15 protein-coding genes and 1 tRNA gene are annotated in these 25,510 nt (G+C 66.4%); 2 read left to right on the forward strand and 14 right to left on the reverse strand.

The genetic code is table 11. From position 1 onward, the window contains the following. Positions 1–31 precede the first annotated feature (31 nt). A complete protein-coding gene (locus tag HQ354_RS06055) occupies positions 32–496 on the reverse strand; it encodes a GatB/YqeY domain-containing protein (protein WP_068426643.1) in 465 nt (154 codons plus the stop codon). 104 nt (positions 497–600) lie between these two features. On the opposite strand from HQ354_RS06055, the gene HQ354_RS06060 reads away from it, so the two are divergent. Then, positions 601–1,587 (forward strand): metallophosphoesterase, encoded by a 987-nt coding sequence (locus HQ354_RS06060; protein ID WP_068426697.1) that lies wholly within the window; start codon positions 601–603, stop codon positions 1,585–1,587. Between the two features lie 18 nt (positions 1,588–1,605). Next, positions 1,606–1,679 (forward strand) — tRNA-Pro (locus HQ354_RS06065). 60 nt (positions 1,680–1,739) lie between these two features. On the opposite strand, the gene HQ354_RS06070 is transcribed toward HQ354_RS06065, so the two are convergent. From HQ354_RS06070 to HQ354_RS06130, 13 genes are all read right to left on the reverse strand, one after another. Next, entirely contained in the window at positions 1,740–11,957 is a 10,218-nt protein-coding gene (locus HQ354_RS06070) for a type I polyketide synthase (protein WP_222634409.1), read from the reverse strand. A 201-nt stretch (positions 11,958–12,158) separates the two neighbouring features. Continuing rightward, positions 12,159–13,130, reverse strand: coding sequence for an LLM class F420-dependent oxidoreductase (locus tag HQ354_RS06075; RefSeq protein ID WP_114330446.1), 972 nt, complete (start codon positions 13,128–13,130; stop codon positions 12,159–12,161). Positions 13,131–13,140: 10 nt separating this feature from the next. Then, entirely contained in the window at positions 13,141–13,941 is an 801-nt protein-coding gene (locus tag HQ354_RS06080; RefSeq protein WP_167675691.1) for an SDR family NAD(P)-dependent oxidoreductase, read from the reverse strand. Positions 13,942–13,969: 28 nt separating this feature from the next. Next, positions 13,970–15,751 carry a glycoside hydrolase family 15 protein gene (locus HQ354_RS06085; protein WP_167675693.1) on the reverse strand — a complete coding sequence of 594 codons (1,782 nt, stop codon included), beginning with the start codon at positions 15,749–15,751 and terminating at the stop codon, positions 13,970–13,972. Continuing rightward, on the reverse strand, positions 15,748–16,425 hold the full coding sequence (locus tag HQ354_RS06090; protein WP_167675695.1) for an HAD family hydrolase: 678 nt from the start codon (positions 16,423–16,425) through the stop codon (positions 15,748–15,750). The genes HQ354_RS06085 and HQ354_RS06090 overlap by 4 nt, the downstream gene beginning before the upstream one ends. A gap of 92 nt (positions 16,426–16,517) precedes the next feature. Next, positions 16,518–16,988 carry a Dps family protein gene (locus tag HQ354_RS06095; RefSeq protein WP_068426653.1) on the reverse strand — a complete coding sequence of 157 codons (471 nt, stop codon included), beginning with the start codon at positions 16,986–16,988 and terminating at the stop codon, positions 16,518–16,520. A 25-nt stretch (positions 16,989–17,013) separates the two neighbouring features. Then, a complete protein-coding gene (locus HQ354_RS06100) occupies positions 17,014–18,528 on the reverse strand; it encodes a catalase (protein WP_167675697.1) in 1,515 nt (504 codons plus the stop codon). 75 nt (positions 18,529–18,603) lie between these two features. Then, positions 18,604–19,077 carry a Fur family transcriptional regulator gene (locus tag HQ354_RS06105; RefSeq protein ID WP_068426659.1) on the reverse strand — a complete coding sequence of 158 codons (474 nt, stop codon included), beginning with the start codon at positions 19,075–19,077 and terminating at the stop codon, positions 18,604–18,606. 51 nt (positions 19,078–19,128) lie between these two features. Further along, a complete protein-coding gene (locus HQ354_RS06110) occupies positions 19,129–19,785 on the reverse strand; it encodes an acetoacetate decarboxylase family protein (RefSeq protein ID WP_167675701.1) in 657 nt (218 codons plus the stop codon). Continuing rightward, complete coding sequence (locus HQ354_RS06115; protein WP_222634408.1) at positions 19,773–21,473, reverse strand: GMC oxidoreductase; 1,701 nt, start codon at positions 21,471–21,473, stop codon at positions 19,773–19,775. Before HQ354_RS06115 ends, HQ354_RS06110 begins: the two co-directional genes overlap by 13 nt. After that, positions 21,470–22,993, reverse strand: a complete 1,524-nt coding sequence (locus HQ354_RS06120) for an NAD(P)/FAD-dependent oxidoreductase (protein WP_167675705.1) — start codon at positions 22,991–22,993, stop codon at positions 21,470–21,472. Before HQ354_RS06120 ends, HQ354_RS06115 begins: the two co-directional genes overlap by 4 nt. Further along, positions 22,969–23,547: a TetR/AcrR family transcriptional regulator gene (locus tag HQ354_RS06125; RefSeq protein WP_068426668.1), complete on the reverse strand. Its 579-nt coding sequence runs from the start codon at positions 23,545–23,547 to the stop codon at positions 22,969–22,971. Before HQ354_RS06125 ends, HQ354_RS06120 begins: the two co-directional genes overlap by 25 nt. Before the next feature lie 112 nt (positions 23,548–23,659). Continuing rightward, positions 23,660–25,450 (reverse strand): multicopper oxidase family protein, encoded by a 1,791-nt coding sequence (locus HQ354_RS06130; RefSeq protein ID WP_167675707.1) that lies wholly within the window; start codon positions 25,448–25,450, stop codon positions 23,660–23,662. Positions 25,451–25,510 lie beyond the last annotated feature (60 nt).

The raw sequence follows: 25,510 nt of genomic DNA on the forward strand, positions 1-25,510 counted from the left end.
GCTATACATTCCCACGCACGTGCGCGGCTCGCTAGAGCCGATCCTTGACCGCTTTCGAGATGCGCGAGCCGTCGGCCTTGCCTGCGGCGAGCGCCGTGGCCGCCTTCATGACCTGACCCATCTGCTTCATCGCCGGACGCTCACCGATCTCCTCGGCGATCTGAGCGATCGCGGTGTCCGCGACGTCGGCGAGCTCGGCGTCGGTCAGCGGCGTCGGTAGGTATTCGTCGATGATCTGCGCCTCGGCGCGCTCGTTGGCCGCGAGCTCTCCGCGACCGTTCTCGGTGTAGATCTCGGCGGATTCGCCGCGCTTCTTCGACTCCTTCGCGAGCACCTTGAGCACCTGCTCGTCGGTCAGCTCGGTGGCTTCCTTGCCCGAGACTTCCTCGGTCTGAATCGCGGAGAGAAGCATCCGGATCGTTGCGGTGCGGAGTTTGTCCTTCGCCTTCATGGAGGCGGTGAGATCGGATCGGAGCTGGGACTTGAGTTCGGACATGTCACAGAACGCTACGCGGGCTCTCCCCGACACCGCACGTCGATTCCCAGGCCTGACGTATCGTTGGCTGTGTGTTCGTGAACAACAGTGCTACCAACTCCAGCATTCTCGATGCCGCAGCACGTGCTCGTCGGAGCGCGGCCGAGGCACCCGTCCGGAGCGCAGCCCTCGCGACCGCGGGAGCCGCAGCACTCGGGATCGGGTATGCAACGCTCATCGAACGCAACGCATTCACGCTGCGCGAGACGTCGATGGCCGTCCTCGAACCAGGATCCTCTCCGCTGCGCGTGCTGCACATCAGCGACCTGCACATGATGCCGGGCCAGCGCATGAAACAGAACTGGCTGCGCGAATTGGACCGGCTCGAGCCGGATCTCGTCGTCAACACCGGCGACAATCTGTCGCACATGCGGTCGGTGCCTGCCGTCGTTCAAGCCCTCGGCCCGCTTCTCGCGCGTCCCGGCCTGTTCGTGTTCGGTAGCAACGACTACTTCGCGCCGAAGCCGAAGAACCCGCTGCTGTACTTCAAGAAGGAACACAAGCGCGTGCTGGGCGAGTCGCTGCCGTGGCGCGACCTGCGTGCCGCGTTCACCGAGCGCGGATGGCACGACGTGACGCACGTCCGTCGGGAGCTCGAGGTGGCCGGTGTCCGGATCGCGTCGGCGGGCGTCGACGATCCGCATCTGAAGCGCGACCGCTACGACACCATCGCCGGTCAGCCCAACCCGCTGGCCGATCTGCGCCTGGGCATCACGCACTCCCCCGAGCCGCGTGTCCTCGACCGTTTCGCCGAGGACGGCTACGACCTGGTTCTCGCGGGCCACACACACGGCGGTCAGCTGTGCCTGCCGTTCTACGGCGCGCTCGTCACCAACTGCCAGCTCGACCGCTCACGGGTCAAGGGTCCGTCGAAGTGGGGCGCACACACCCAGCTGCACGTCTCGGCCGGCATCGGCACGTCCCCGTGGGCTCCCGCGCGGTTCTGCTGCAGGCCCGAAGCGACGCTGTTGACGCTCACTCCGGCCCCGAGAAAGGGCGGAAAAACCGGGTCCGACGAGGGCGTTTCGCGTTCCGAGGCAGTCGTACGCTAGACTTCTGCACGCGGTACACGGGGTGTGGCGCAGCTTGGTAGCGCGCTTCGTTCGGGACGAAGAGGTCGTGGGTTCGAATCCCGCCACCCCGACAGCGAAACCCCCGGCTCTCACCGAGAGCCGGGGGTTTTCTGCTTCTCGGGGAAAAGCCGTCAGAGCCCCCTGTCGATGAGGTCGAGAATCTCGTCGCTCGTCGCGGCGTGGATTCGGTCGACGGTCGCGTCCGGAGTCGGACCGAGGTCGGCGAGCAGAGCCGAGAGCCGTTCCGCGATCTGCGCCCGAGAGTCGTCGCTCACCTCGGAGACTGCGGCGCGGAGGCGTTCGACGTCGGCGAGCGCGGCCGTCACGGGATCGGGCATCAGTTCGCTTCGGAGGAAGTCGGCGACGGCGCGTGAGCTGGGATGGTCGAACACCACTGTGGGAGGCAGCCTGAGGCCTGTCGTCGCGCCGAGTTGGTTGCGCAGCGCGACCGCGGCGAGCGAATCGAATCCGAGTTCCTTGAACGCCTGGTCCGGGTCAACCGAGTCCGCTGTCTCGTACCCGAGGACGGTCGCGGCGGCGGCGCGGACGAGATCGAGCATCAAATGCCGTTGTTCCGGGACGGTCCGCTCGGCCAGCGTCTCCGCCCACGCGTCGGGCCCGCTGCCGTGGACGTCCGACGCCACCTGCGGTGCGCGCGCCTGGCGCACGAGGCCGCGGAACAGCGGTGGAACCTCGGACACGGACCGGTCGAGACGCACCGCGGCCACAACCGGTTCGCCCGACGCCACCGCGCTGTCGAACAGCGCGAGCCCCTCGGATTCTCGCAGCGCGATCATCCCGGTTCGCGACGCCCTGGCGCGGTCGATGGGACCGAGCTCGGCCGTCATCGCACTCGGTGGCTCCCACATGCCCCATTGGATCGACGTCGCAGGCAGGCCTTCCCGGTGCCGACGCAGGGCGAGCGCGTCGAGAAACATGTTGGCGGCGGCATAGTTTCCCTGACCGGGAGCGCCGAGAACGCCTGCGAGCGAGGAGAACAGCACGAAGGCCTGCAGGTCCATGCCCTCGGTGAGCCGGTGCAGATTCCACGCTGCGTCAGCTTTCGGCCGCAGCACGGCGTCGAGCTTCTCCGCGGTCAGGGAGGACAGGGTCGCGTCGTCGACGACGCCGGCTGCATGGACGACGGCCGTCAGCGGATGGTCGGCACGGACTGCATCGAGCAGCGCCGCTGCGGCCTCGTAGTCCGCGACGTCGCACGCGAGGATGTCGACATTGGCACCCGCGGACGTCAGTTCGCGGCGCAGGTCCTCGGCATTGTCGGCTTTCGGCCCGCGCCTGCTGGTCAGGATCAGATGCCGGACGCCGTGTTGCTCCACGAGGTGGCGGGCGACGAGCGTTCCCAAAGTACCTGTCCCACCGGTGATCAGAACGGTGCCGTCTCGATCCAACACGGTGTCCGATGACTGTTCCTCGGCATCCAGACGCCGCACCCGAGGTGCGAACAATGCGCCTTCTCGCACGGCCACCTGGGGCTCCCCGGTCGCGACGGCGACGTCGACCACCGCATCCAGGTCGGAGGGGTCGTCGACGTCGAGCAGTACAGTGCGGCCGGGGTTTTCGTTCTGCGCTGACCCGACGAGACCCCATACCGCGGCCGCGGCGGGATCCACCCGGTCGTCGGGTCCCACGGCCATGGCGCCACGAGTGACGACGACCAGAGGCCCATCCGTATTCGTCGTGTCGTCCTGGAGTTCCGTCAGCACGCGCGCGCACTGTGTGTGCGCGGATTCCACGTCGGCAGTGCTCGCGATCATCAGACGCCGCGAAGAGCGTTCGTGCACAACTACAGTCGACTCCACCGGGATCCACACCGTGTGATGCAGCCGCCGCGCAGAGCCGACGCGACCGTCCTCGGGTGCGACGCGGACAGCGTCGACGGTGAGGACCGGCTCTCCGTCGTCGGCGTGCAGACGGAGTCCTTCGGCGGTGCGCGAGACGGTCACGGTACTGGCGCCTGTCTTACCGAGAGCAATTCCGGTCAGCCCCGTCGGCGACTCACCGACCGCATCGAGCGCGCCCTGCAGAAGCAACGGATGAACGCCGTAACCGTCTGCGTCGATCCCGTCGTCGAGCGTCACGGCGAACGCGTCCGCCGAGTCGGTGTCGCCCTGAACCACGTTCACGACATCCACGAGAGTGCTTGTCGCGTGCACGGTCTCGGCCGTCGACAGCGTGACCGTGCGGGAACCGTCGTCGTCCGCGGGCATGACGACGACGCGGATGCTCACGGTTCCGGAAGCCGGAAACTCGACAGGCTCGTGAAGGGCGAGTGTGCGAATACTGTCGAATCCGACGGTTCCCGCTGCATGCAGCATCAGCTCGACGATCGCCGCGGGCAGAAGGGTACGGTCGTCGACGAGCCACGGATCTCGTTGCAGCGACAGCTGTCCGGTGAACACCACCGTGCCGTCGTCCAGTTCGAGCTGGGTTCCGAGCAGCGGGTGGCCTGCGTCGTTCAGGCCCAGATCGGCGGGTTCACCGGCGAACCCGCGCGCCGGGGCCGGCCAGAACGATCGCCGCTGAAACGCGTACGTGGGCAATGCGACTCGGGTGCACCCCGGGAGCACGGCGTCCCAGTCGATCGACGCACCCCACACGAAGGACGACGCCAACGCCCGCATCACGTCGTGTGGTTCGTCGTCCGTAGGCAGGGTTGCGATCGCGTTCGGCACGACCTCTGCCGCGAGGGCTGTCAGCACCGATCCCGGCCCGACCTCGATCACCGTCGTGACGCCGAGTTCGTCCAGAGCACGCATGCCGTCGTGGAAGCGAACGGGTTCTCGGACGTGCCGCGCCCAGTAGTTCGGTCCCGCGACATCCCCGACTCGGCCGGTCACGTTGGACACCAACGGAATCGACGGCATGCGCAGGGAAAGTCCGGCCGCCGTCCGGCCGAAGTCGTCCAGGACCGGATCCATCAGCGAAGAATGAAACGCGCGTTCGACGCGTAAGCGCGTGACAGTGATGTCCTTTTCTTTCAATTCGTCTGCCACCGAATCGATCTCGCGCACCGGGCCTGCCAGCACGATCGACTGGACCCCGTTGATCCCCGCGACGTCGACGCGGCCGTCCACGATCGCGTCGAGGTCCTCGGCCCGCGCCCGCACGGCGATCATCGCACCCGGCTCGGTCGACTGCATCGCCTTGCCTCGGGCGGTGACCAGCGCGGCCGCGTCGGGCAGGTCGAGCACACCGCTCGCACAGGCCGCCGTGATCTCACCGATCGAATGACCGATCAGACAGTCCGGCGCGAGTCCCCACGATCGCAGCAGCGCATACACCGCGGATTCGACGGCGAACAAAGCAGGTTGGGTGAATTCGGTCCGGTCCAACAGGCCCGCGTCCGATCCCCACATGACCTCCCGCACCGGCATGTCGAGATGCTCGTCGAGTGCGTCGCAGACGTCGTCCAGCGCGGCTGCGAACACCGGAAACGTCTCGTACAACCGCGCGCCCATGCCGAGTCGTTGCGCGCCCTGGCCGGTGAACATCATCGCCGACTTGCCACGTATCCGACTGCCCTCCAGCACATTCGACGCGGCGGTGCCCGCGGCGACGCTCGCGAGACCCGAGCGCAGGTCCGCGAGGTCGTCACCGACGATCGCCGCCCGATGGGCGAACGCAGGTCGCCCGGTGGCGAGCGTGTACGCGATGTCTGCAGGCGACGGAGAATCCTCGGTCTCGAGGAACTGCATCAGAGTGGCCGCCTGGGCTCGCATCGCGTCGACCGTCTTCCCGGACAGAACCCACACGAGCGGAGTCGCCGTCGACGTCTCGACACGCGAGAAGAGCGGTGGCTGTTCGAGAATCATGTGCGCGTTCGTGCCGCTGATACCGAACGACGACACTCCCGCGCGCCGCGGCCTGCCGTTCGACGGCCAGGGCACCTCTTCACCGAGCAACCGCACGTCTCCGGCGGTCCAGTCGACGACGCGAGTCGGTGTGTCACCGTACAGACTCGGCGGTAGCGTGCCGTGACGCATCGCCATCACCATCTTGATCACTCCGGCGATGCCGGCCGCCGCCTGGGTGTGTCCGATGTTCGACTTGATCGAACCGAGCCACAACGGGTCGTCGCGTCGGTCCTGGCCGTACGTAGCGATCAGCGCCTGCGCCTCGATCGGGTCGCCGAGTGTCGTTCCGGTTCCGTGCGCTTCGACCGCGTCGATATCAGCGGGTGTGAGCCGCGCATCGGCCAGTGCCTGTCGGATGACGCGTTCCTGCGACGGCCCGTTCGGCGCCGTCAACCCGTTCGATGCCCCGTCCTGGTTGACTGCCGATCCCCGGACGACAGCAAGCACCGGATGGCCGTTGCGACGGGCGTCGTCGAGACGCTCGAGCACCACCATTGCCGAGCCCTCGCTCAGCCCGGTCCCATCTGCTCTGTCGGAGAACGGTTTACAGTGCCCGTCCGCGGCGAGACCACGTTGCCTGCTGAACTCGACGAGCACACCCGGCGTCGCCATCACGGTCGCGCCGCCCGCGAGCGCGAGAGAGCATTCACCGTCGCGCAAAGCCCGTGACGCCAGGTGCATCGCGACGAGCGACGACGAACAGGCGGTGTCGACGGTGACCGCCGGTCCGGTGAAACCGAGTGTGTACGAGATTCGACCGGACGCCACGCTGTTACTGGTGCCGGTCATCAGATAACCCTCGGCATCGACGTTGCGCTGGCTCATCAGGTGAAAGCCGTAGTCGCTGCCCATCATTCCGACGAACACGCCGGTATCCTCGAGACCGGGAGCATCCGGCGGGATGCCTGCACTCTCCAGCGCTTCCCACGCTCGTTCGAGCAGTTGACGGTGCTGCGGGTCCATCGCGACGGCCTCGCGCGGACTGATCCCGAAGAAGGCGGCGTCGAATTCGTCTGCGTCGTACAGGAACCCGCCCTCCTTCATGTACGTCGTGCCCGGCTTCGCCGGATCGGGGTCGTAGACGTCGTCGAGAATCCACCCTCGGTTGTCCGGGTACGGGCCGGCGACGTTCCGCCCGTCGCGGACGAGCCTCCATAGATCCTCAGGCTCGGCCACCCCTCCCGGGTAGCGACATGCCATACCGACGATCGCGATCGGGATGTCGTCCCGTCGCGAACGTGTCTCCTGCGGAACGCTTGTGGAGATGCCGAGCACCTGTGCCTCGAGCTCGCGGGCGAGCGCGTCGGCGGTCGGGTGGTCGAACACCACCGTCGCGGCGAGCGTGACGCCGGTGGCCGACGCCAGGTCGTTGCGTAGCTGCACGGCCGTCAGCGAGTCGAACCCGAGGTTCTTGAACGCGCGTTCGGGGTCGATGTCCTCTTTGCCCTCGTGCCCCAGCACTGCGGCTACGTGCGTCGTGACGAGGTCGAGCACCCGTAGATGACGGGCGTCGGCATCGAGCGAGGCGAGCTCCTCGGCCAATCCGGTCGGAGACTCGGTCGCCGCGGTGCGACGGCGCAGTCCGAGTATTCGGCGCAGGATCGGCGGCGCAGCGCCCGACGCGGCGGTGCGCTTGGACAGGCGCAGCGGGGCGATCAGCGGGCGGTCCACCGCGAGTGCGGCGTCGAACAGCGCGAGCCCGGACGCCTGGTCGATGGTGTCCATACCCACGCGGTGCAGACGGCTCAGATCCGTCTCGCTCAGATGCGACGTCATCGCGCTCGGTGTGTCCCACAGTCCCCACGCCATCGCGACGGCAGGCAGACCACGGGCTCGGCGATGCTGGGCAAGGCCGTCGAGGAACACGTTGGCTGCCGCATAGTTCGCTTGTCCTGCTGCGCCGAGAATGCCTGCGGCAGAGGAGAACAGCACGAACGCCTGCAGATCCCTGTCCTTCGTCAGATCGTGTAGATTCCACGCGCCGTCGACCTTGGGACGCATCACGCGGTCGAGCTGCTCGCCGGTCAGGGCCTGGGCGGTGGCGTCGTCGAGCACGCCCGCCGCATGGATCACCCCGACCAGGTCGTCGATGCCGTCGAGCATCGCGGCGACGGCATCTCGATCGGCGACATCACAGGCGACGACGCGTACCTCGGCGTCGGGGATGTCCGGTGCGAGACGGTGCTCGTGCCGACCGACCAGCACCAGCTTCCCGACTCCGTACTTCTCGACGAGATGCCGGGCGACGAGGGAGCCGATCGTTCCCGTTCCGCCGGTGATCAACACCGTTCCGTCCGGCCCGAAGGCAGTGGGTACGGCGTCGTCGACGACGGACTGCGACGCCAGCATCGGGGCCAGCAGGACGCCGCCGCGCATTGCGAGCTGACTTTCGTTGCAGGACAACGCTGCCGACAGGACCGATTCGTCCGGATCGCCGTCCAGGTCCACCATCGTGATCCGATCGGGATGCTCGTGCTGCACCGCACTGATCAGCCCCCAGACAGGCGCCATCGCCACGTCGTCGATCGAGTCGGTGTCCCGGGCGCACACCGCCTGCAGTGTTGTGATCAGAAGTTCGGTCCCGGCCAGTCCGTCGTCGCGGAGCCACTCCTGTACCGCCGACAGTGCGGCGTGGACGCTGTCGTGCGCCCTGGTGGGTGTGTCGTCACCGTCGACCGCGCGCAGATCCAGTCGAAGAACACGGCCGCCTGCATCTCCCCCGGCCAACGCGTCGAACAGATCGATGGACTGTCGCACAGCCGCATTCGTCATCCCGACCGGTAGCCACTCCACGCGGTAAAGGCTGCCCGTCGTGCCGAGCGTCGGTGCGGTGTCGGTGATGGGTCGTAGCGTCAGGCTGCCGACGGTCAGAACCGGTTGCCCTGTGACGTCGTACACCGCCACCCGGTACCGTTCCGGCCCGATCGGCATGACGTGAACCCTGGCCGCGGTGGCACCCTCGGCGTGCAACCGCACGTCGTTCCACGCGAACGGCAATCGGACACCGGGGGCGGGGGCGGGAGTGGAGCCTGCAGGAACGACCTGGGGAGGAGTGGTGCCTGTCGTCGCCTCGGCTAGCGCGATGACGTGCAGCGTAGCGTCGAGCAGTGCAGGGTGAATTCCGTACCCGGCGACCGCGTCGGCGGCGTCGTCCGCGTTCAGCACCACATCCCCGAACAACTCGTCGCCGCGTCGCCACGCACGACGCAGCCCTCGGAACAGCGGGCCGTACTCGTAGCCTGTCGTGTCGAGGGCGTCGTACATGCCGTCGATGTCGACCGGGTCGGCGTCGGGTGGCCAGGGCTGTTCGTTCCCGTCGTAGAACGTCGTTCCAGCGCTCATCGTTCCGGTCGCATGCATCGTCCACGGATGGTCCGACGACGCGGTGACGGGTCGTGAATGCACCGCAACGGTCGACGACCCGCTACCCAAGTCACCCTGCACGGATACCTGCACCGCGACCTCGCCGTCGGCCGGGACGACGAGGGGCACCGCGACGACCAGGTCGTCGATCCGGTCGCACCCGACGCGTTGGCCCACATGCAACGCCAGTTCGACGAACGCCGTGCCGGGAAGCAGAAGTGTGCCGTTCACGCCATGGTCCGCGAGCCACGGAAGTCGGTGCGACGACAGCACTCCGGTCGCGACGACGCCACTCCCGTCACCGAGAACCATCGAGGCAGCCAGCATCGGATGCCCACCCGGATCCACACCGGCCGACGTCACGTCCCCGTCGGGCACGACGGCATCGAGCCAGAAGCGGCGGTGCTGAAACGCGTAGGTGGGGAGATCGATCCATTCGTGCGTCCCGCGACGCGCCCAGTCGATCTTGTCGAAATCGATGTCGATGCCGTTCACATGCGCTTCGGCGAGTGCGGATGTGAACCGACGCAGACCTGCGCGGTCGCGTCGCAGTGTGCCGATCGCTTTACCGGAGACACCTGCCGAGTCCAGGGTTTCCTGCAGCGCCGCGGTCAGGATCGGGTGCGGCGCGACTTCGACGAACTGGCGGTACCCCTGTGCTGCAAGGGTTCTCACCGCATCGTCGAATCGGACGGTGTGGCGGAGGTTGCGATACCAGTACTGCCCGCCCAACTCGGCGCCGTCGACGACCCCGCCTGTCACGGACGAGACGAACGGGATGGCGCTCCGCACGGGCATCACCGATGCCAACGCGGCCTGGATCGGCTCGCGCAGATTCGACACGTCCGCGTGGTGCGACGCGTAGTCGACCGCGAGTCGTTTGGCCTGGATGCCTCGGCTCTGCCACTCCGCGACGAGCGTGTCGAGCTCGTCACCGTGCCCGGACACCACCGTGGCCGTCGGTCCGTTGACGGCCGCGACTTCCACACTGGACGAACGTCTTTCGAGATCGGACCGCACGTCGACGGCCGGCAGCGCCACCGAGGCCATCCCTCCACGCCGGTCTGCGGACGAGAAGATCACCGCGCTGCGTGCCGCGACCACCAGGGCCGCGTCGGGAAGAGTGAGGGCGCCCGCCACGTGGGCCGCAGCGATCTCACCTTGCGAATGCCCTACCACCGCAGCAGGTTCGACGCCGTAGGACTGCCACATCCGAGCCAACGACACCATGACGGCGAAGAGAGCGGGCTGGACGACGTCGACGCGATCGAGCAATTCTGCGTCGTTCAACGCATCGAGAACCGAGACGGTCATGTAGGGCTGTAGTGCTTCTGCACAGTCGTGCATCGCGGCGGCGAACACCGCGGACGATTCGATCAATTCGGTTGCCATTCCGACCCATTGGGCGCCTTGACCGGAGAAGACGAACACGGGCCGGTCACCTGCGTCGTGCGCAGCGCCGAGAACGAGGCTCGGGTGCGGGTCACCGCGCGCCAACGCGTCGAGGCCACCGAGTAGCTCGTCGGTCGTGGTGCCCACCAGCCCAGCTCGCCGATCGAAGCGGGCGCGGCCGTGGATCAGCGATGCCGCCACAGCCGCCGGGTCGTGATCGGGCCCGACTGCTGCGCGCAACCGGGCAGCTTGATCGCGCAGTGCCGCGTCGGTGTGTCCGGACAGTACCCAGGCGACAGGGTCGTCGGACGTCTCGCCGGACACGGCGTCGACAGCGGGAGGTTCTTCGAGGACCACGTGCGCATTGGTGCCGCTGATGCCGAACGACGACACCGCTGCCCGACGCGGCCTGCCGGTCTCGGGCCAGGGCACGGGTTCTTCGAGAAGCCTCACTCCACCGGACGACCAGTCGACGTGCGGCGTCGGCGCGTCGACGTGCAGCGTCCGGGGCAGCACACCGTGCCGCATCGCCATGATCATCTTGATGACGCCCGCGGCACCCGCTGCGGCCTGTGTGTGTCCGAGGTTCGATTTGACCGACCCGAGCCACAACGGGCTCTCGCGGCGGGTGCGGCCGTAGGTGGCGAGGAGGGCCTGCGCTTCGATCGGATCGCCCAGCGTCGTTCCGGTGCCGTGTGCTTCGACGACGTCGACGTCCTCCGGTCGAAGCTCGGCGCCCGCGAGCGCCTGCGCGATGACGCGTTGTTGCGCTTGCCCGTTCGGTGCGGTCAGTCCGTTGCTCGCGCCGTCCTGGTTCACCGAACTACCGCGCACGACGGCGAGTATCCGACGACCGTGGCGCTTCGCGTCGGACAGCCGCTCGAGAGCGATCATCGCCGCGCCCTCGCCCCACGCGGTGCCGTCGGCAGCTGCGGAGAACGCCTTGCATCTGCCGTCACGCGCGAGGCCGCGCTGGCGGCTGAACTCGACGAACACGGCAGGCGTCGCCATGATCGTCGCGCCGCCCGCGAGCGCGAGTGCGCAGTCACCGCTGCGTAACGCCTGTGCCGCCAGATGCAGGGACACGAGCGACGACGAGCACGCAGTGTCGACGGTGACGGCGGGCCCGGTGAGTCCGAGGCTGTACGCGATACGGCCCGACGCGACGCTCATCGCGTTGCCGGTGATGAAGTAGCCCTGTAGTTCCTCGGGTGGCATTCCGCCGACGCGCGAGGCGTAGTCGATGCCGGACAATCCGGTGAACACGCCGACCTGTCGGCCGTGCACCGATCTGGGGTCTATGCCCGCATGTTCGAGGGTCTCCCAGCTGGTTTCGAGCAGCGCGCGTTGCTGCGGATCCATCGCGAGGGCTTCGCGTGGCGAGATGCCGAACACCTCGGGGTCGAAGCCGGCGGGATCGTCGAGGAAGCTGCCGCGCACGGTGTACGTCGTGCCACCGTGCTCGCCTGTCGGGTCGTACAGCGCCGACGACGGCCATCCGCGGTCGTCGGGGAAGTCGGAGACGGTGTCGCGACCCGATTCGACAAGGCGCCACAGGTCGTCGGGTGATCGAACTCCGCCAGGGAATCGGCATCCGAGGCCGATGACGGCGATCGGTTCGCGGGTCGCGTCCTCGGCGTCGCGCAGCTTCTCCCGGGCTTGGTACAGCTCGGCGGTGACCTTCTTCAGATAGTCCAGCAGCGTCGTTCGATCGGCCACGTCGCCCTCCCACACCGACAGCCGTGGACCTCCCCCGATAGTCCCCGAATTCTCGAAGAATCGAGTCTATCCGCGGGAGTCGGCGACGACGGCCGGAACGGGAAAAGCCGCGAGCGACCCGTGCGTGCGAATGTATAGAGGGCCAGGAGCGAAGCCTGCGGAGCGACCAGAAGGCGCCACTACATTCGCACGCACGTGCAGCTATGCCGACGCGTTACGCAGCTTCTCGAGCAGCGGCCCGGCCGCCTCGGCCAAGAACCGCTCCTGCGTCTCCCCGCCGACCTGTACGAGCGCGATGTCGGTGAACCCTGCCTCCCAGTACGGCTTGACCGCGTCGACGATGGCGTCCAGATCCGGACCGCACGGAATGGTCTCGGCCACGTCTTCCTTGCGGACGAACTGCGTCGCCCCTGCGAAGCCTGCGGTCGTCGGCAGGTCGGCGTTGACGGCCCATCCACCGGCGAACCAGCGGAACTTGTCGTGCGCCCGCTCGATGGCCGCGTCCTTGTCCGGGTCCCACGAGATCGGAATCTGACCGATGGTGCGCGACGGCCCGTCGTGGTGATCGGCCCATCCCTTGACCAGATCGGGGTTCGGCTCGACGGCGATGAGGTGGTCGGCGTAGGCCGCGAACCGCTCGATCGACTTCTCGCCGGACACCGCGATGCCGATGGGGACACCGTTCTCGGGCAGGTCCCAGATCCGGGCGGAGTCGACGCGGAAGTGCTTCCCCTCGTAGGTGACGAGGCCGCCGGCGTGGAGCTTCTCGATGATCTCCAGCGCCTCGACGAACATGTCCTGACGCTTGTCGATGGACGGCCATCCCTCACCGACGACGTGCTCGTTGAGGTTCTCACCCGTGCCGAGGCCGAGCGTGAAGCGGCCGTCGGCGAGGATCTGCAGCGTCGCAGCCTTCTGGGCGACGACGGCTGGGTGATACCGAATGATCGGGCACGTCACGTACGTCATCAGTTCGACGCGTTCGGTGGCCTGCGCGACGGCTCCCAGCGTGGTCCAGACATAGGGCGCGTGCCCCATCGAGGACAGCCACGGCGAGTAGTGGTCGCTGGCGACCTCGAAGTCGAAGCCGACGTTCTCGGCTTCGACGGCGTACTTCACCAGGTCTTTGGGCCCGGCCTGCTCGGTCATCAGTGTGTAGCCGAAATTGGTCATGCCGTCTCTCCTAAATCGTTGCTACGGAACCGGAGTCGACCCGGTAGTTCGAACCGTTGACGAAACTCGCGCGATCGGAACACAGGAACACGACGACGGATGCCACTTCGTCGGGCTCGCCGCGTCGGCCCAATTCCATGAACGGGCGTTCTTCGGCGAGGAAGCCCTCGATGGCGCCCTCGCGGTCGGTGCCTTCTTCTTCGGCTCGCTTGTCCATCATCGCGTCGGTCATCGGCGTGTGGATGAACGCCGGTGACACGGCGTTGACGAGCAATCCTTCCGACGCGTAACTGCGCGAAAGTCCCTTCGACAGCGCAAGTACGCCCGCTTTGGCTGCGCAGTAGGGCAATTCGTCGTCGTACGGCTGCACGGCGTCCTCGGACGTGAGCAGCACGATGCGGCCCCAGCCGCCGCGTCGCAACGCGGGAAGGAACGCGCGCAGCAACCTCACCGGCCCCATGAGGTCGATGTCGATGGTGCTGGCCCACCCCTCTTCGTCGATTTCGTGGAACAGTCCTTGTGCGCCGGTGACTCCCGACGATTGCACCAGAATGTCGATGTCGCCGACGGCTTTCTGCACGTTCGCCGCCAGGTCCTCGACCTCGGCGGTCTTGGTCACGTCTGCCGGAAAGGCGAACAAGCGACCTTCGGGCGCGTCGAGTTCGTTCTTCGCTTCCTCCAGTTTGTTCGGATCACGATCGCTCATGACGACGGTGGCGCCTTCTTCGAGAAGTAATTTCGCAGTGTGCCAACCGATTCCGGAATCGGCGCCGGTGACGAGCGCGGTCCGTCCTTCGATACCCAGGTCCATCAGATTCTCTGCTCCGATCGAAAAGTAGCTAGTTCGAACTTGCGTCGTGCTCGTGCGCGATGGTCAGCGCTGCGTTCACGAGTGCGAGGTGGCTGAGCCCTTGCGGGAAGTTACCCAGGAACGACCCATCCGAAGCATCGATCATCTCGCTGTACAGACCGACGTCGTTGGACAGCTCGACCAGCTGATCCATCAGCGCCTTCGCCTCGTCGACGCGGCCGACGCACGACAACGCGGACACTCGCCAGAACGCACACGCGACGAAGGTGGCCTCTTCCTTGTCGACGCCGCTGTAGCGATAGAGCAGCGGGCCGACGCCGAGTTCGTCGCCGAGCGCGTCGATGGTCGACGACAGGCGTTCGCCGCGGTCGTAATTCATCTCTGCCGCAAGGAGAACGGACGCGTCGAGACTGTTCGAGCCCGGGTAGGCCATGTACGCCTGCCGTTCGTCCGACCAGCACTCGTTCTCGATGAAGTCCCGGATGCGTTCCTTCTCCGCCCGCCACCGGTCCGGCACGCCGGGGATCTGTCCCAGCTCGGCGAGGTGCACAGCGCAGTCGAGCGCCTGCCAGCATCCGAGCTTAGAGTTGGTGTAGTGGTGTTCCTCCTCCAACTCCCAGATTCCCGCGTCGCGACGCTGCCAGGAGTCGCACGCCTCGTCGGCGATGCTCGCCAACAGGCGTCCGGTGTCGGCGTCGAGAATGTTGCCGCCGTCGACGTAGAGGCGAACGATGGAGAACAGATCACCGAATATGCCCAGCTGCAACTGATCGGCTGCTCGGTTGCCGTTCACGACGGGTCCGATTCCGCGCCATCCGGGTATGTCCGGCTTCTCGGTTCCGCCGGGAGCGTCTCCGCCGAGGGTGTAGAACACGCCGACGAGGGGGTCGTTGGCACGAATCACCTTCAGCAGCCAAGCAACTGCACCGTGCACTTCCTCGCGCATCCCGAATCTCAACATCGCGCGGATCGTGTACGCGGTATCGCGAACCCAGGCATAGCGGTAGTCCCAGTTCTTGCCTCCGGTCCTGTTCTCCGGAAGTGACGTCGTCGCCGCGGCCGCGATGGCCCCGGACGGCGCGTGCAGCAACAGCTTCAGAGCGAGCGCACTGCGTTCGACATGATCGGTCCACGGCCCGTCGTAGGAGAACTCCTCGGACCAGACGCGCCAATTGCCGATGGTCCGATCCACGCGCTCGGCCACCTTGACCGGCTCGGGCAGGTGCAGCGGCTCGTTCTCGGTTGCGACGAGCCCGACGAGATGCCGTGAGTCCGGCGAGGTGGTGAAAGTGCCTCCGACGCTCTGCGATTCGATCGTCACGTCGTCGGCGTTCAATGTTCGCATCGCCATCGTCACGCCGTCCGCGCGGAGCACCGTCCCGTAGGCGGTGTCGTATGCCCACGGCGACGTCATTCCCATCATCGTGCCGGGAGCCACGCGCCACCGCATCTCGACCGCTCCGTCGATTCCATCGACCCGACGGGCCAGCTCGACCCACGGAAGACGGCCTGCCACACCGGTATTGAGCGAATCGAGGACGCGCACCGATCCGCTGCGAGTCGTGTAGACCGTCGACAACACGTTGGTGCCGTCGACGAAATCGCGCTCGACGGTGAAGTCCTCCGCCGGCGCCAGCGCGAAACAGCCGCCGTGCTCGGCGTCGAGCAGCGCCGCGAACGGGGGAGGCGAATCGAGGTTGGGAAGTGGAAGCCAGTCGATCCGGCCGTCGTCGGCGATCATCGCGACGGTGCGCCCGTCGCCGATTGCCGCGTAGTTCTCGATGCCTGTGTAGCCCTGCTGACGACTCATGCGTCGATCAGTCTCCCGATGGGGCTGTCGCTCAACTTCTCGATCAGATCGGCGGGGTCGTCGTACACGTCTTCTGCTCCGGCAGCGCGCAATTCGGCGTCGGGGACACCACCGCACCGGACCGCGAGACATGTGACACCCGCCGCGCGAGACGCCTTCATGTCCCACACGCTGTCGCCGACCAGGACTGCGTTCTCGGCCGGAATTCCCGCACGCTGCAACGCCACGTCGACGAGTTCCGGGCTCGGCTTCGCGTCTTCGGCATCCTCCGACGACGTCACCACGGACACGATGTCCTCGACGTCGAGAAGGTCACGCAGTGTCGCGAGCTCCGATTCGGGTGCCGACGTCGCGAGCACGACGGTCAGTCCCTCGTCCTCGATCCGCTGCAGCAGTTCGCGCGCACCGGGAAGAATCTGCAGACGGCCACTGGCGTCGCTGTAGTAGTCGCTGTGCAGGTCCTTCGCTTCGAGCGCCACGGCGCTGTCGGACGCCCCGACCAGTGCTTCGAGCAGTTTGTCTCCGTCCATGCCGATGCATCGGTGGATCCTCCAGGACGGTACGGCCACACCCGCGTCCGCGAACGCCCTCGACCACGTGTCGACGTGCACGTAGTTGGAGTCCACGAGTGTGCCGTCGATGTCGAACAGAACTGCGCCGGGACGTGAAGTCATGGCACCGAACTACCCACCGGTTTGTTCCACGAAACAAATCGACGAAGGGGACCCCTCGAACGAGGAGTCCCCTTCTACCGTGAAACGACAGGTCAGACCTGCGCCTGCCACATCCAGTGCAGCTGCTCGAGGCGAGCGGTGATGGCGATGAGCAGGTCCTGCGTCACCGGATCCGCGGCCTCGGTGTCGGCGATGCGTCCACGCAGCCGATCGACGACGGCAGCGAGGTTGTCGACGACGGCGGCCGTCACCTCGTCGTCCTTCGTCCATCCGGTGCCGAAGCCCTTGGTGCCTGCGGTTGCCGACACCGTCTCGGAGCGGCCGTCAGGACTGACACCGATCGCGGTGGCGCGCTCGGCTGCCTCGTCGGTGAAATCACGTGCCGCAGTGACCAACTCGTCGAGAGCGAGGTGCACGGATCGGAAGTTCTTTCCGATCACGTTCCAGTGCGCCTGCTTGGCGATGAGCGAGAGATCGATCAGGTCGACGACGGTGCCCTGCAAGGCATCTCCGGCAATTTTCTGCTGTCCGGCGTCGAGGGTGCTGGTGATGGGGTTGGTCATCTCTTACCTCCTGTTGGTGAGAGGATCATACTTTTTCGGCTTCGTCACCGGGGGTGGTAGGCGACTGGCTCGTGGTGGGGGCCGCGTCGGACTGCCCTGCGCGGACACCCTCCTCGACCTTCTTGCCGAGATCGGCGTCGACGTTGCGCCAGTATTCGAAGACCCTCTGCAGAACCGGCTCGGTCACTCCGTTGAGTGCGTGTCCGATGATGTTCGACGCCAGGCGTTCTCGTTGCGCGTCGTCCATGACCTCGCGAACGAGGATGCCCGCCTGGACGAAATCGCCGTCCTCGGGGTGTTCGACGTACCCGGTGCGCACGAATCGCGGTTCGAAGTCCCAGGATCCGTCGTTGCCGTACTTCGCGCTGTCCGCATGCGGTCCGCCGTACGAGTTCGGCGCGTAGACCGGCGTCTCGGGAGAGTTGAACGCGTACCGCATCGACCCCTCCTTCGAGTAGGTGTTCACCGGCGACTTCGGCGCGTTGACCGGCAGCTGCGCGTAGTTGGTTCCGATGCGGTATCGGTGCGCGTCGGCGTAGGAGAAGATCCGGCCGAGCAGCATCTTGTCGGGGCTGGCAGCGATGCCTGGCACGAGGTTCGACGGCTCGAACGAGCTCTGCTCGATCTGCGCGTGGAAGTTCTCCGGGTTGCGGTTCAGCGTCAGCTTGCCGACCTTGATCTTCGGGTAGTCCTTCTGCGACCAGACCTTCGTCAGATCGAAGGGGTTGTACCGATAGTTCTCCGCGTCGTCGTACGGCATGACCTGAATGTAGAAGTCCCAGCTCGGGAAGTTGCCTTCCTTGATGGCGCCGAACAGATCCTGACGGTGGTTGTCGGGCGACGTACCCGCCAGCTCGTCGGCCTTCTCCTGCGTCAGGAAGTCGATGCCCTGGTTGGTCTTGAAGTGGAACTTGACCCAGAAACGCTCGTCGGATGCGTTGATGAACTGGTATGTGTGCGAACCGAACCCGTCCATGTGACGGTAGCTGCGCGGGATACCGCGATCACCCATCAGCCACGTCACCTGGTGCGCCGATTCGGGAGAGAGCGTCCAGAAGTCCCACTGCATGTTGTGGTCGCGCAGACCGGAATCGGGCATGCGCTTCTGGCTTCGGATGAAGTCCTGGAACTTGATGGGGTCCTTGACGAAGAACACCGGCGTGTTGTTGCCGACGAGGTCCCAGTTGCCCTCGGTTGTGTAGAACTTGAGCGCGAAACCCCTTGGGTCACGCCAGGTGTCGGGGCTACCCTGCTCGCCTGCCACCGTCGAGAACCGTGCCAGTGCCTCGGTCGTCACACCCTTCTGCAGGGCCGCGGCCTTCGTGTACTGCGAGATGTCCTCTGTGATCTCGAGAACGCCGAACGCGCCCGAACCCTTGGCGTGCACCACTCGCTCGGGCACACGCTCACGGTTGAACTGCGCCATCTTCTCGATCAGGTAGTGATCGTGGAGCAGAATCGGCCCCTGCGTGCCTGCGGTCAGCGACTGGTCGTCGCTGGGAACCGGAATGCCGGAGTTGGTGGTCGTGGGGTTGGTCATGTCTGCATGCCTCCTGGTCGGTTGGCTGGGCGCCTTCCGAGGGGCTGGCTCGGAAGGCAAGAACAGTGCATGGAACTACGGGGTACCGGTAACCGAAACGTTCGCTGCGGAAGCACGCGCTGCCGAGACACACTCGGAACACAGCCCCCAGAACACGATTTCGGCTTCCTCGACGACGAATCCCTGGGAATCCGACGGGTCGAGGCACGGCGCCGCGCCGATCGCGCAATCGACGTCGACCACTTTCTGACAACTTCTACACACGAGGTGGTGATGGTTGTCGCCTATCCGGGTCTCGTACAGCGCAGGAGATCCGGCCGGCTCGATGCGTCGCAACAGACCGGCTTTCACACACGCGCGGAGCACGTCGTAGACCGCCTGCGTCGACACCGAACCGGTTTCGGCCCGTACCACCGCTGCCACGTCGTCGGCATCCGAATGCGGCCGGGCTGCGACTGCATTCAGGACTGCCACACGCGGACCGGTGACACGGAGACCGACGCTGCGCAGCAGCGCGGCCGGATCCGTGGTCACGTCGTCCTTGGGCATGCATTCGAGTATGCCGCTTTTCTGGAATTAGTCAAGAAAGCGGGGAGCCTGTCAGTCCTCCGGTACCGTGACCAGGCGCGATGGGCCCGTCGTCATCTTCCCCGACACGATCTGCAGACCCAGATGCGTGCCCGACTTCAGCCACGAGCCCAGCGTCGGGCCCTGCGCGTCGACCGTCACGCGGCACAGCCGCGCCTTGCCGGTCAGACGGGAGCCCGCGATCAGGAACTCGTCGTCGACGGGTTGCGAGAACCCGATTCCGCCCTTCATCGGGAACGTCGGGCCGCGTCTCGACGCCGTGGTGGCCACCGACCAGTCCGGCCCCTCGGCGCGCGACTCCCCCAGCACGTCACCGTCGAAATCGGCGAGGACCTTCGGCAGTTGCCAGTGCGTTCTGCCGCCGTGCACGGAGCGATCGGAGTCGACGGCGATGAACGGCACCGCCAACCGAGGAAGCTTCCCGTGTCCACCGCCCGGGCGTCGCAGCGTCGGGCTTGCGAGGATCTCGCGGTAGGGGCCGACGGGAGAACTCGCGTAGTCCACGACCATCGCGACCGTCACCGGCAGCGAAGCCTCGGGCAGCAGTTCCCGTCCCGCGGCGGTCGCACGATGCCACCAGATCGTCGCCCGAACTTCCGCAGGCCACGGCGGCGGCGGACTGTCGGGCCAGTCGCCGTGGTCGGCTTCGGACTCGATCACGCTCCACATGACGACCCTCCCTGCAGCAGTGGGAGTCTCAGCGCACCCGGTGCGGCAGCCGGCACGACGGGCCGCGTCGGCGCCGTCGGGGCGACCTCGCGGTACGGCGTCCCGACGGCAGGACGCGCATCCTGCTCGCCCTTGTTCGGCCACAGCCCCATCGCACGCTCGGCCTGCGCCGTGATCGTCAGCGACGGATTGACTCCGAGGTTCGCACTGACCGCCGACCCGTCGACGACATGGAGCCCCTCGTAGCCGTACACGCGATGGTAGGCGTCGACGACGCCACGCTCGGCGGAATCCCCGATCGCACACCCGCCCAGGAAATGGGCCGTCATCGGGATGTTCACGATCTCGGCGATCGACCCACCCGGATCACCGTCGATCTTGTCGGCGAGCAGTCGAATTGCCTCGTGGCCCTGCGGAATCCACTGCGGCGGCGGATCTCCCGCACCCGGTCGGCTCGTCAGACGCCGACCGAACCAGCCCTTCTTCGAGCCGAGTTCGAGCGAATTGTCGTCGGTCTGCATGACGAGTGCGATGACGGTGCGTTCTGACCATCGGCGCACCGACAGGCTACGGACTGCGGCGCCGGGATGCCGCAGCGCGACGCCGAGCGTCTTGAGAATTCGTGGCGTCCTTCCGCCGCCGTCGCTCAGGACGGTCTGGAGAAGTCCGATCGCGTTGCTGCCCTTGCCGTATCGCACCGGCTCGATGTGCGTGTGATCGTCGGGATGGAACGACGACGTGATCGCCACACCCTCGGTGTAGTCGACGTCGCGTCCGCGCGCGGTTGCAGCGAGCACAGCCTCGGAGTTGGTGCGGACGAGACTGCCGATGCGATCGGACAGACACGGCAGCTGTCCCGTTTCCTTCATGGCCAACAAGAGCTTCTGCGTGCCGTAGGTGCCGGCCGCGAACACGACCTGGTCGGCCGTCAGCACCTTTTCCGCTCGACGCACCTTGCCGCCGGTACGACGCGTCACGACCTCGTAGCCGCCGTTCTCTGCCGGCCCGACGGCGGTGACCGTCGTCAGCGGATGCACCTCTGCCCCAGCTTGTTCGGCGAGGTAGAGGTAGTTCTTGACGAGCGTGTTCTTCGCGCCGACGCGGCATCCCGTCATGCACGAACCGCACTCGGTGCACCCGGTCCGCGTCGGGCCGACACCGCCGAAGAACGGATCAGGCGACGTCTTGCCCGCGTCGCCGAAGAACACACCGACCGGCGTGCTGGTGAACGTCTCGCCGACGCCCATGTCCTCGGCCACCTCTTTCATGACCTTGTCCGACCGCGTGATCGTCGGATTGGTCGTGACGCCGAGCATGCGCTTGGCCTGGTCGTAGTACGGCGCCAGTTCGCGCTGCCAGTCGGTGATGTGGCCCCACTGCGGGTCCTCGAAGAACCGTTTCGGCGGCTGGTACAGCGTGTTCGCGTAGTTCAGCGAACCGCCGCCGACGCCGGCTCCCGCCATGACCAGCACATCCGGCAGCAGGTGGATCCGCTGCACGCCGTAGCAGCCGAGGGCGGGCGCCCAGAGGTACTTCCGCAGACGCCAGCTGGTTTTCGGCAACTCGTCGTCGGCGAACCGTCGGCCCGATTCGAGAACGCCGACACGATAGCCCTTCTCGGTCGCACGCAGCGCCGCGACGCTTCCGCCGAAACCGGATCCGATGATCAGAACGTCGTAATCGCTCATACCGTCGCACCTTTCGAGGCGGGGATCGTTGTGTACTCGTCGACGTCGAACGTGCGGGTCGAGTTGCGGAAGGTGAACGTGTAGGTCGGCCACATCACCGGGTTACGGCCCTCCGAGTCGAGGTACCAGCTCGAGCACCCGCCTGCGTTCCATACGGTTCCGGACAGTGAGTCGTGAATCCACGAGTTGTACTGCACCTGCGACTGTTTCATGACGTCGATGACCGCGATGTCGTGCCGACGCATCTGCTGCAGCGCCGACACCAGGTAGTTGGCTTGAGACTCGAGCATGTAGACGATGGAGCTGTGTCCCAGGTTGGTGTTGGGTCCGTACATGAGGAACAGGTTCGGGAACCCGTGTACGGTCGTTCCGCGGTAGGCGTTCGGGCTGCCACCCCAGACCTCGGCGAGCGTACGGCCGTCGACGCCTCGAAGCGTGTGCGACACAGGCGGTTCGGTCGGAGTGAACCCGGTCGCGAAGATGATGGTGTCGACGTCGTACTCGTTGCCTCGGGCGTCGGTCACCGAGTTCTCCCCGATGGCGGCGAGGCCACTGTCGACGAGGTCGACGTCGTCGCGGTCCAGCGTCGACAGCCAATCGTTCGACAGCAGCATACGTTTGCAGCCGATCATGAAGTCCGGTGTCAGCGCGGCGCGTTTGACCGGGTTCTTGACCTGCCTGCGCAGATGCATCTTGGCGACGTTCGAGACCAGCGGAAGGATGCCCGGGTGGTGCGCCAGGGCGCTGACGTAGGCCTCGCGATAGCCGTAGATCGCGCCGCGAACCGCCTTCTGCGTTGCCGGGAAGCGTCGGTACAGCGCCTTTTCCAGCCTGCCGAGCGTGCGGTCCAGACGCGGAACGACCCACGCGGGCGTGCGCTGGAACACCGTGAGACGCTGTGCGCGGTCGACGATTTCGGGCACGAACTGCACCGCCGACGCCCCGGTGCCGATCACCGCGACACGGCGACCCGTCAGATCGTGCTCGTGATTCCATGTCGCCGAATGGAACATCGTGCCGGTGAACTTCTCGATCCCGGGCACGTTCGGAAATTTCGGAGTCGACAATGCGCCTGTGGCGGCGACGAGAACCGTGGCCGTGACCGTTCCGTGCGACGTTTCCGCGGTCCACCGCTGCGTAACCGAATCCCATGTCGCCGACAGCAGTTCACATCCCGTGACGATGCGTCGCCGCAGTCCCAGCGAGTCGACGACGCCGCGCAGGTACCGGTAGATCTCCGGCTGACGGGCGAACGTGTGGGTCCAGTCGGGGCTCGGAGCAAACGAGAACGAGTACAACGACGTCGGCACATCGCACGCGCACCCCGGATAGGTGTTGTCGCGCCACGTACCACCGACGTCGTCGGCACGCTCGATGACGAGGATGTCCGCGCTCGGGTCGTCGTCGAGAATCCGTGCTGCAGCGGCGATTCCGGCGAATCCGGCACCCACGACGAGTACCTGGACCGACTCCGGCAACGTTCCTTCGATTGCAGTCACTGCATCACCTTGTCTTCCCATGCCGGCAGAAGCCGGGCACGTAGAGTGGCGTCGGATTCGGGGGTTCGGAACAGAGCGGACACGGCAAGTCCGCGGGCCAACTCGACACTGAGTTCGATCGATTCCCGGGTCATACGGCTGCCCATGATCGCTGTCGCGCCGCCCATGATGGCGTCGGAGACGCGGCGTTCGAGCGGGACCATCGCCGCATGCAACGCCGGATCGGTTCGCGCTGCGACCCACAGTTCGAGCGCCGCGTAGAACAGCGGGCCGGAGAACGCGTCGCTCAGCACCTCGAGGCCGCGTTCAGGATCCGGTTCGGTCGCGAGAATCTCGGCGAGTCGCTTGTCGACGAGATGGCCGACCGCGGCGGTGACCAGCGCTTCCTTGGTCGGAAAGTGGTGCAGCTGGGCGCCGCGGGACACGCCTGCGCGTCGGGCGATCTCCTGGGTGCTGGTCTTCGCGAAGCCCAGCTCGACGAGGCAGTCGATCGCCGCGTCGAGCAGTTTGGCCTGCGTGCCTGCCGCCCGTTCCGCCTGGGTGCGCCGCGGAGGTGCTTCGGTGCTGTGGGTCACAGGAACGACGATAACGCGAAAACAACAAACAGTCCAGACTGCTTTTTAGTGCGGCTGCGCCATCCGTGCGCGGATAGTTGGCCCAAAGTGCAACCAAGCACGCACGGGTGCGTCAGCGCACGACCCGAAAACGCTGCATCATCTCGTGGTCCTCGTGGTCCAGCATGTGGCAATGCCACATGTAGCCCCGCAACTCACCGCCGCCGCTCCCATGGCCACCCATGTCGTGCCCACTCATCTCGTGCCCACCCGCCGGCGCGGAAAATGTTGCGTCCGGGTCGAATCCGAGCTCGTCGGCCGTCAGGAAGCGCACCAGTATCCGCGTCACCGTGCCCGGATACGTGTTGACGGTGTCCTTCGCACCCGCCTCCCATGCCGCAGGTGGCGCCAGCGGACCCGTCATGTATCGCTCGACGTCGGGCGCCCACCTGACGCCGACGTTCGGTCGCGGATTGTCCCGGGTGTACGCGTTCAGGTCGATCGGCGCCCTGCCCACCGTCCGGAAGTGCACCAGATGCAGGTGGATCGGATGCGGCTCGACCGTCGTGTTGACGATGCTCCACTGTTCGACGGTGCCCTGAGCAGGCATTTCGATGTCCGGCGAGTCGTAGAACAGGTTGTTCAGGTTCATCATCGGCGTCTCGAGAGACAATCCGGTCGACGGTTGATTGACGGTCACCGTGCGCTGCACCGTCGGCGTCGGAGGTGGCGGCAGCAGCGCCGGTTGCCCCTTGCCGCCGCGGTACATCGTCATGACGTCACCGACGAACCCTCGTCCGGACGCCACCCTGAACTGACAGAACAGCGGCATCGGCACCGCACCCAACGACGCGGCCTGCGCGGGCGGCGGCTCGTCGTTGCGTAGCTCGACGACCTCGCCCGGCTGCAGAGCTCCGAAATCCACGAGCACGTCGACGCGTTCCGCCGGCGCCAGTCGGACGCTGTCGGCCAGGACGGGCGCGTCGAGCAATCCGGCATCGTTTCCGATCACCCAGAACCGAATCCCGTTGGACAGGAACAGATTCCACACCGAGTACGACCCGGCGTTGACGATCCGGAACCTGTACAACCCGCGCGCGACCTCCATCGTCGGCCAGATCTTTCCGTTGACGACGCCGACGTCTCCGGTGCCGCCGCCTTCCCATCTTCCCTGTGGCACAGTGACGTTCGTTCGAATGCTCATGCTCCCGTCGGGATTCATGATCTTTTCCTGCAGTATCAGAGGTATCTCGAACTCACCCGACGGCAACCCGAGCGCATTGTCCGGCCCGCCGGTGTCGTATCGGTCTCGAACGAGATGCATGCCCGCGAGACCGGCGTAGACGTTGATGCGCGTGATCGACATCGCGTGATCGTGGTACCACAGTCCGGCCGCCTCGTTCAGCCCCGGAAAGCTCTGTGTGAGCGACACTCCCGGATAGACCAACATCTCGGAGTGTCCGTCGCTGGCAGGCGGGGTGATGCTGCCGTGCAGGTGCAGCGACGTCGGCGTCATGTGTCGGTCGTGCTCGCTCATCGCGTGCAGCGACATATCCATGTCCGCGGCAAGCGGATTGCCCTGCGTCGTGTTGGTGTACTGCAGCGTCCAGGGTTGCCCTTGGACACTCTCGACGGTCGGGCCCAGATAGTCGAGTCCGCCGTACCCGAAGGTCGGAGCCGGCGGCAGATCGGCATGGAAGGAGTGGGCGCTGCTGTGCGCGTCGAGTGCGAGAGTCGTCCCGCTGACGACGGGGAGCCGGGGCAGCTCGTCGGCGAAGGGCCGCAGCGGCGGGGAATGGAACAGCAGCGGGCTGTGGCCGCCGAAGATGTCCTGAGCTCCGGCACTTCGAACGGCCGGGACCAGTGCCGCGGCAGTGCCGAACGCGGCCAGGCGGAGAGCAGTTCTGCGCGAAATTCCGTCCACACGCACCCCCTATGGCGACCACAGTAGGCGCCTGGCGGCGCTCGTGAGCAGAAATGCGTA

Source organism: Rhodococcus sp. BP-261, assembly GCF_019835205.1.
GTDB classification, from domain to species: domain Bacteria; phylum Actinomycetota; class Actinomycetes; order Mycobacteriales; family Mycobacteriaceae; genus Rhodococcoides; species Rhodococcoides kyotonensis_B.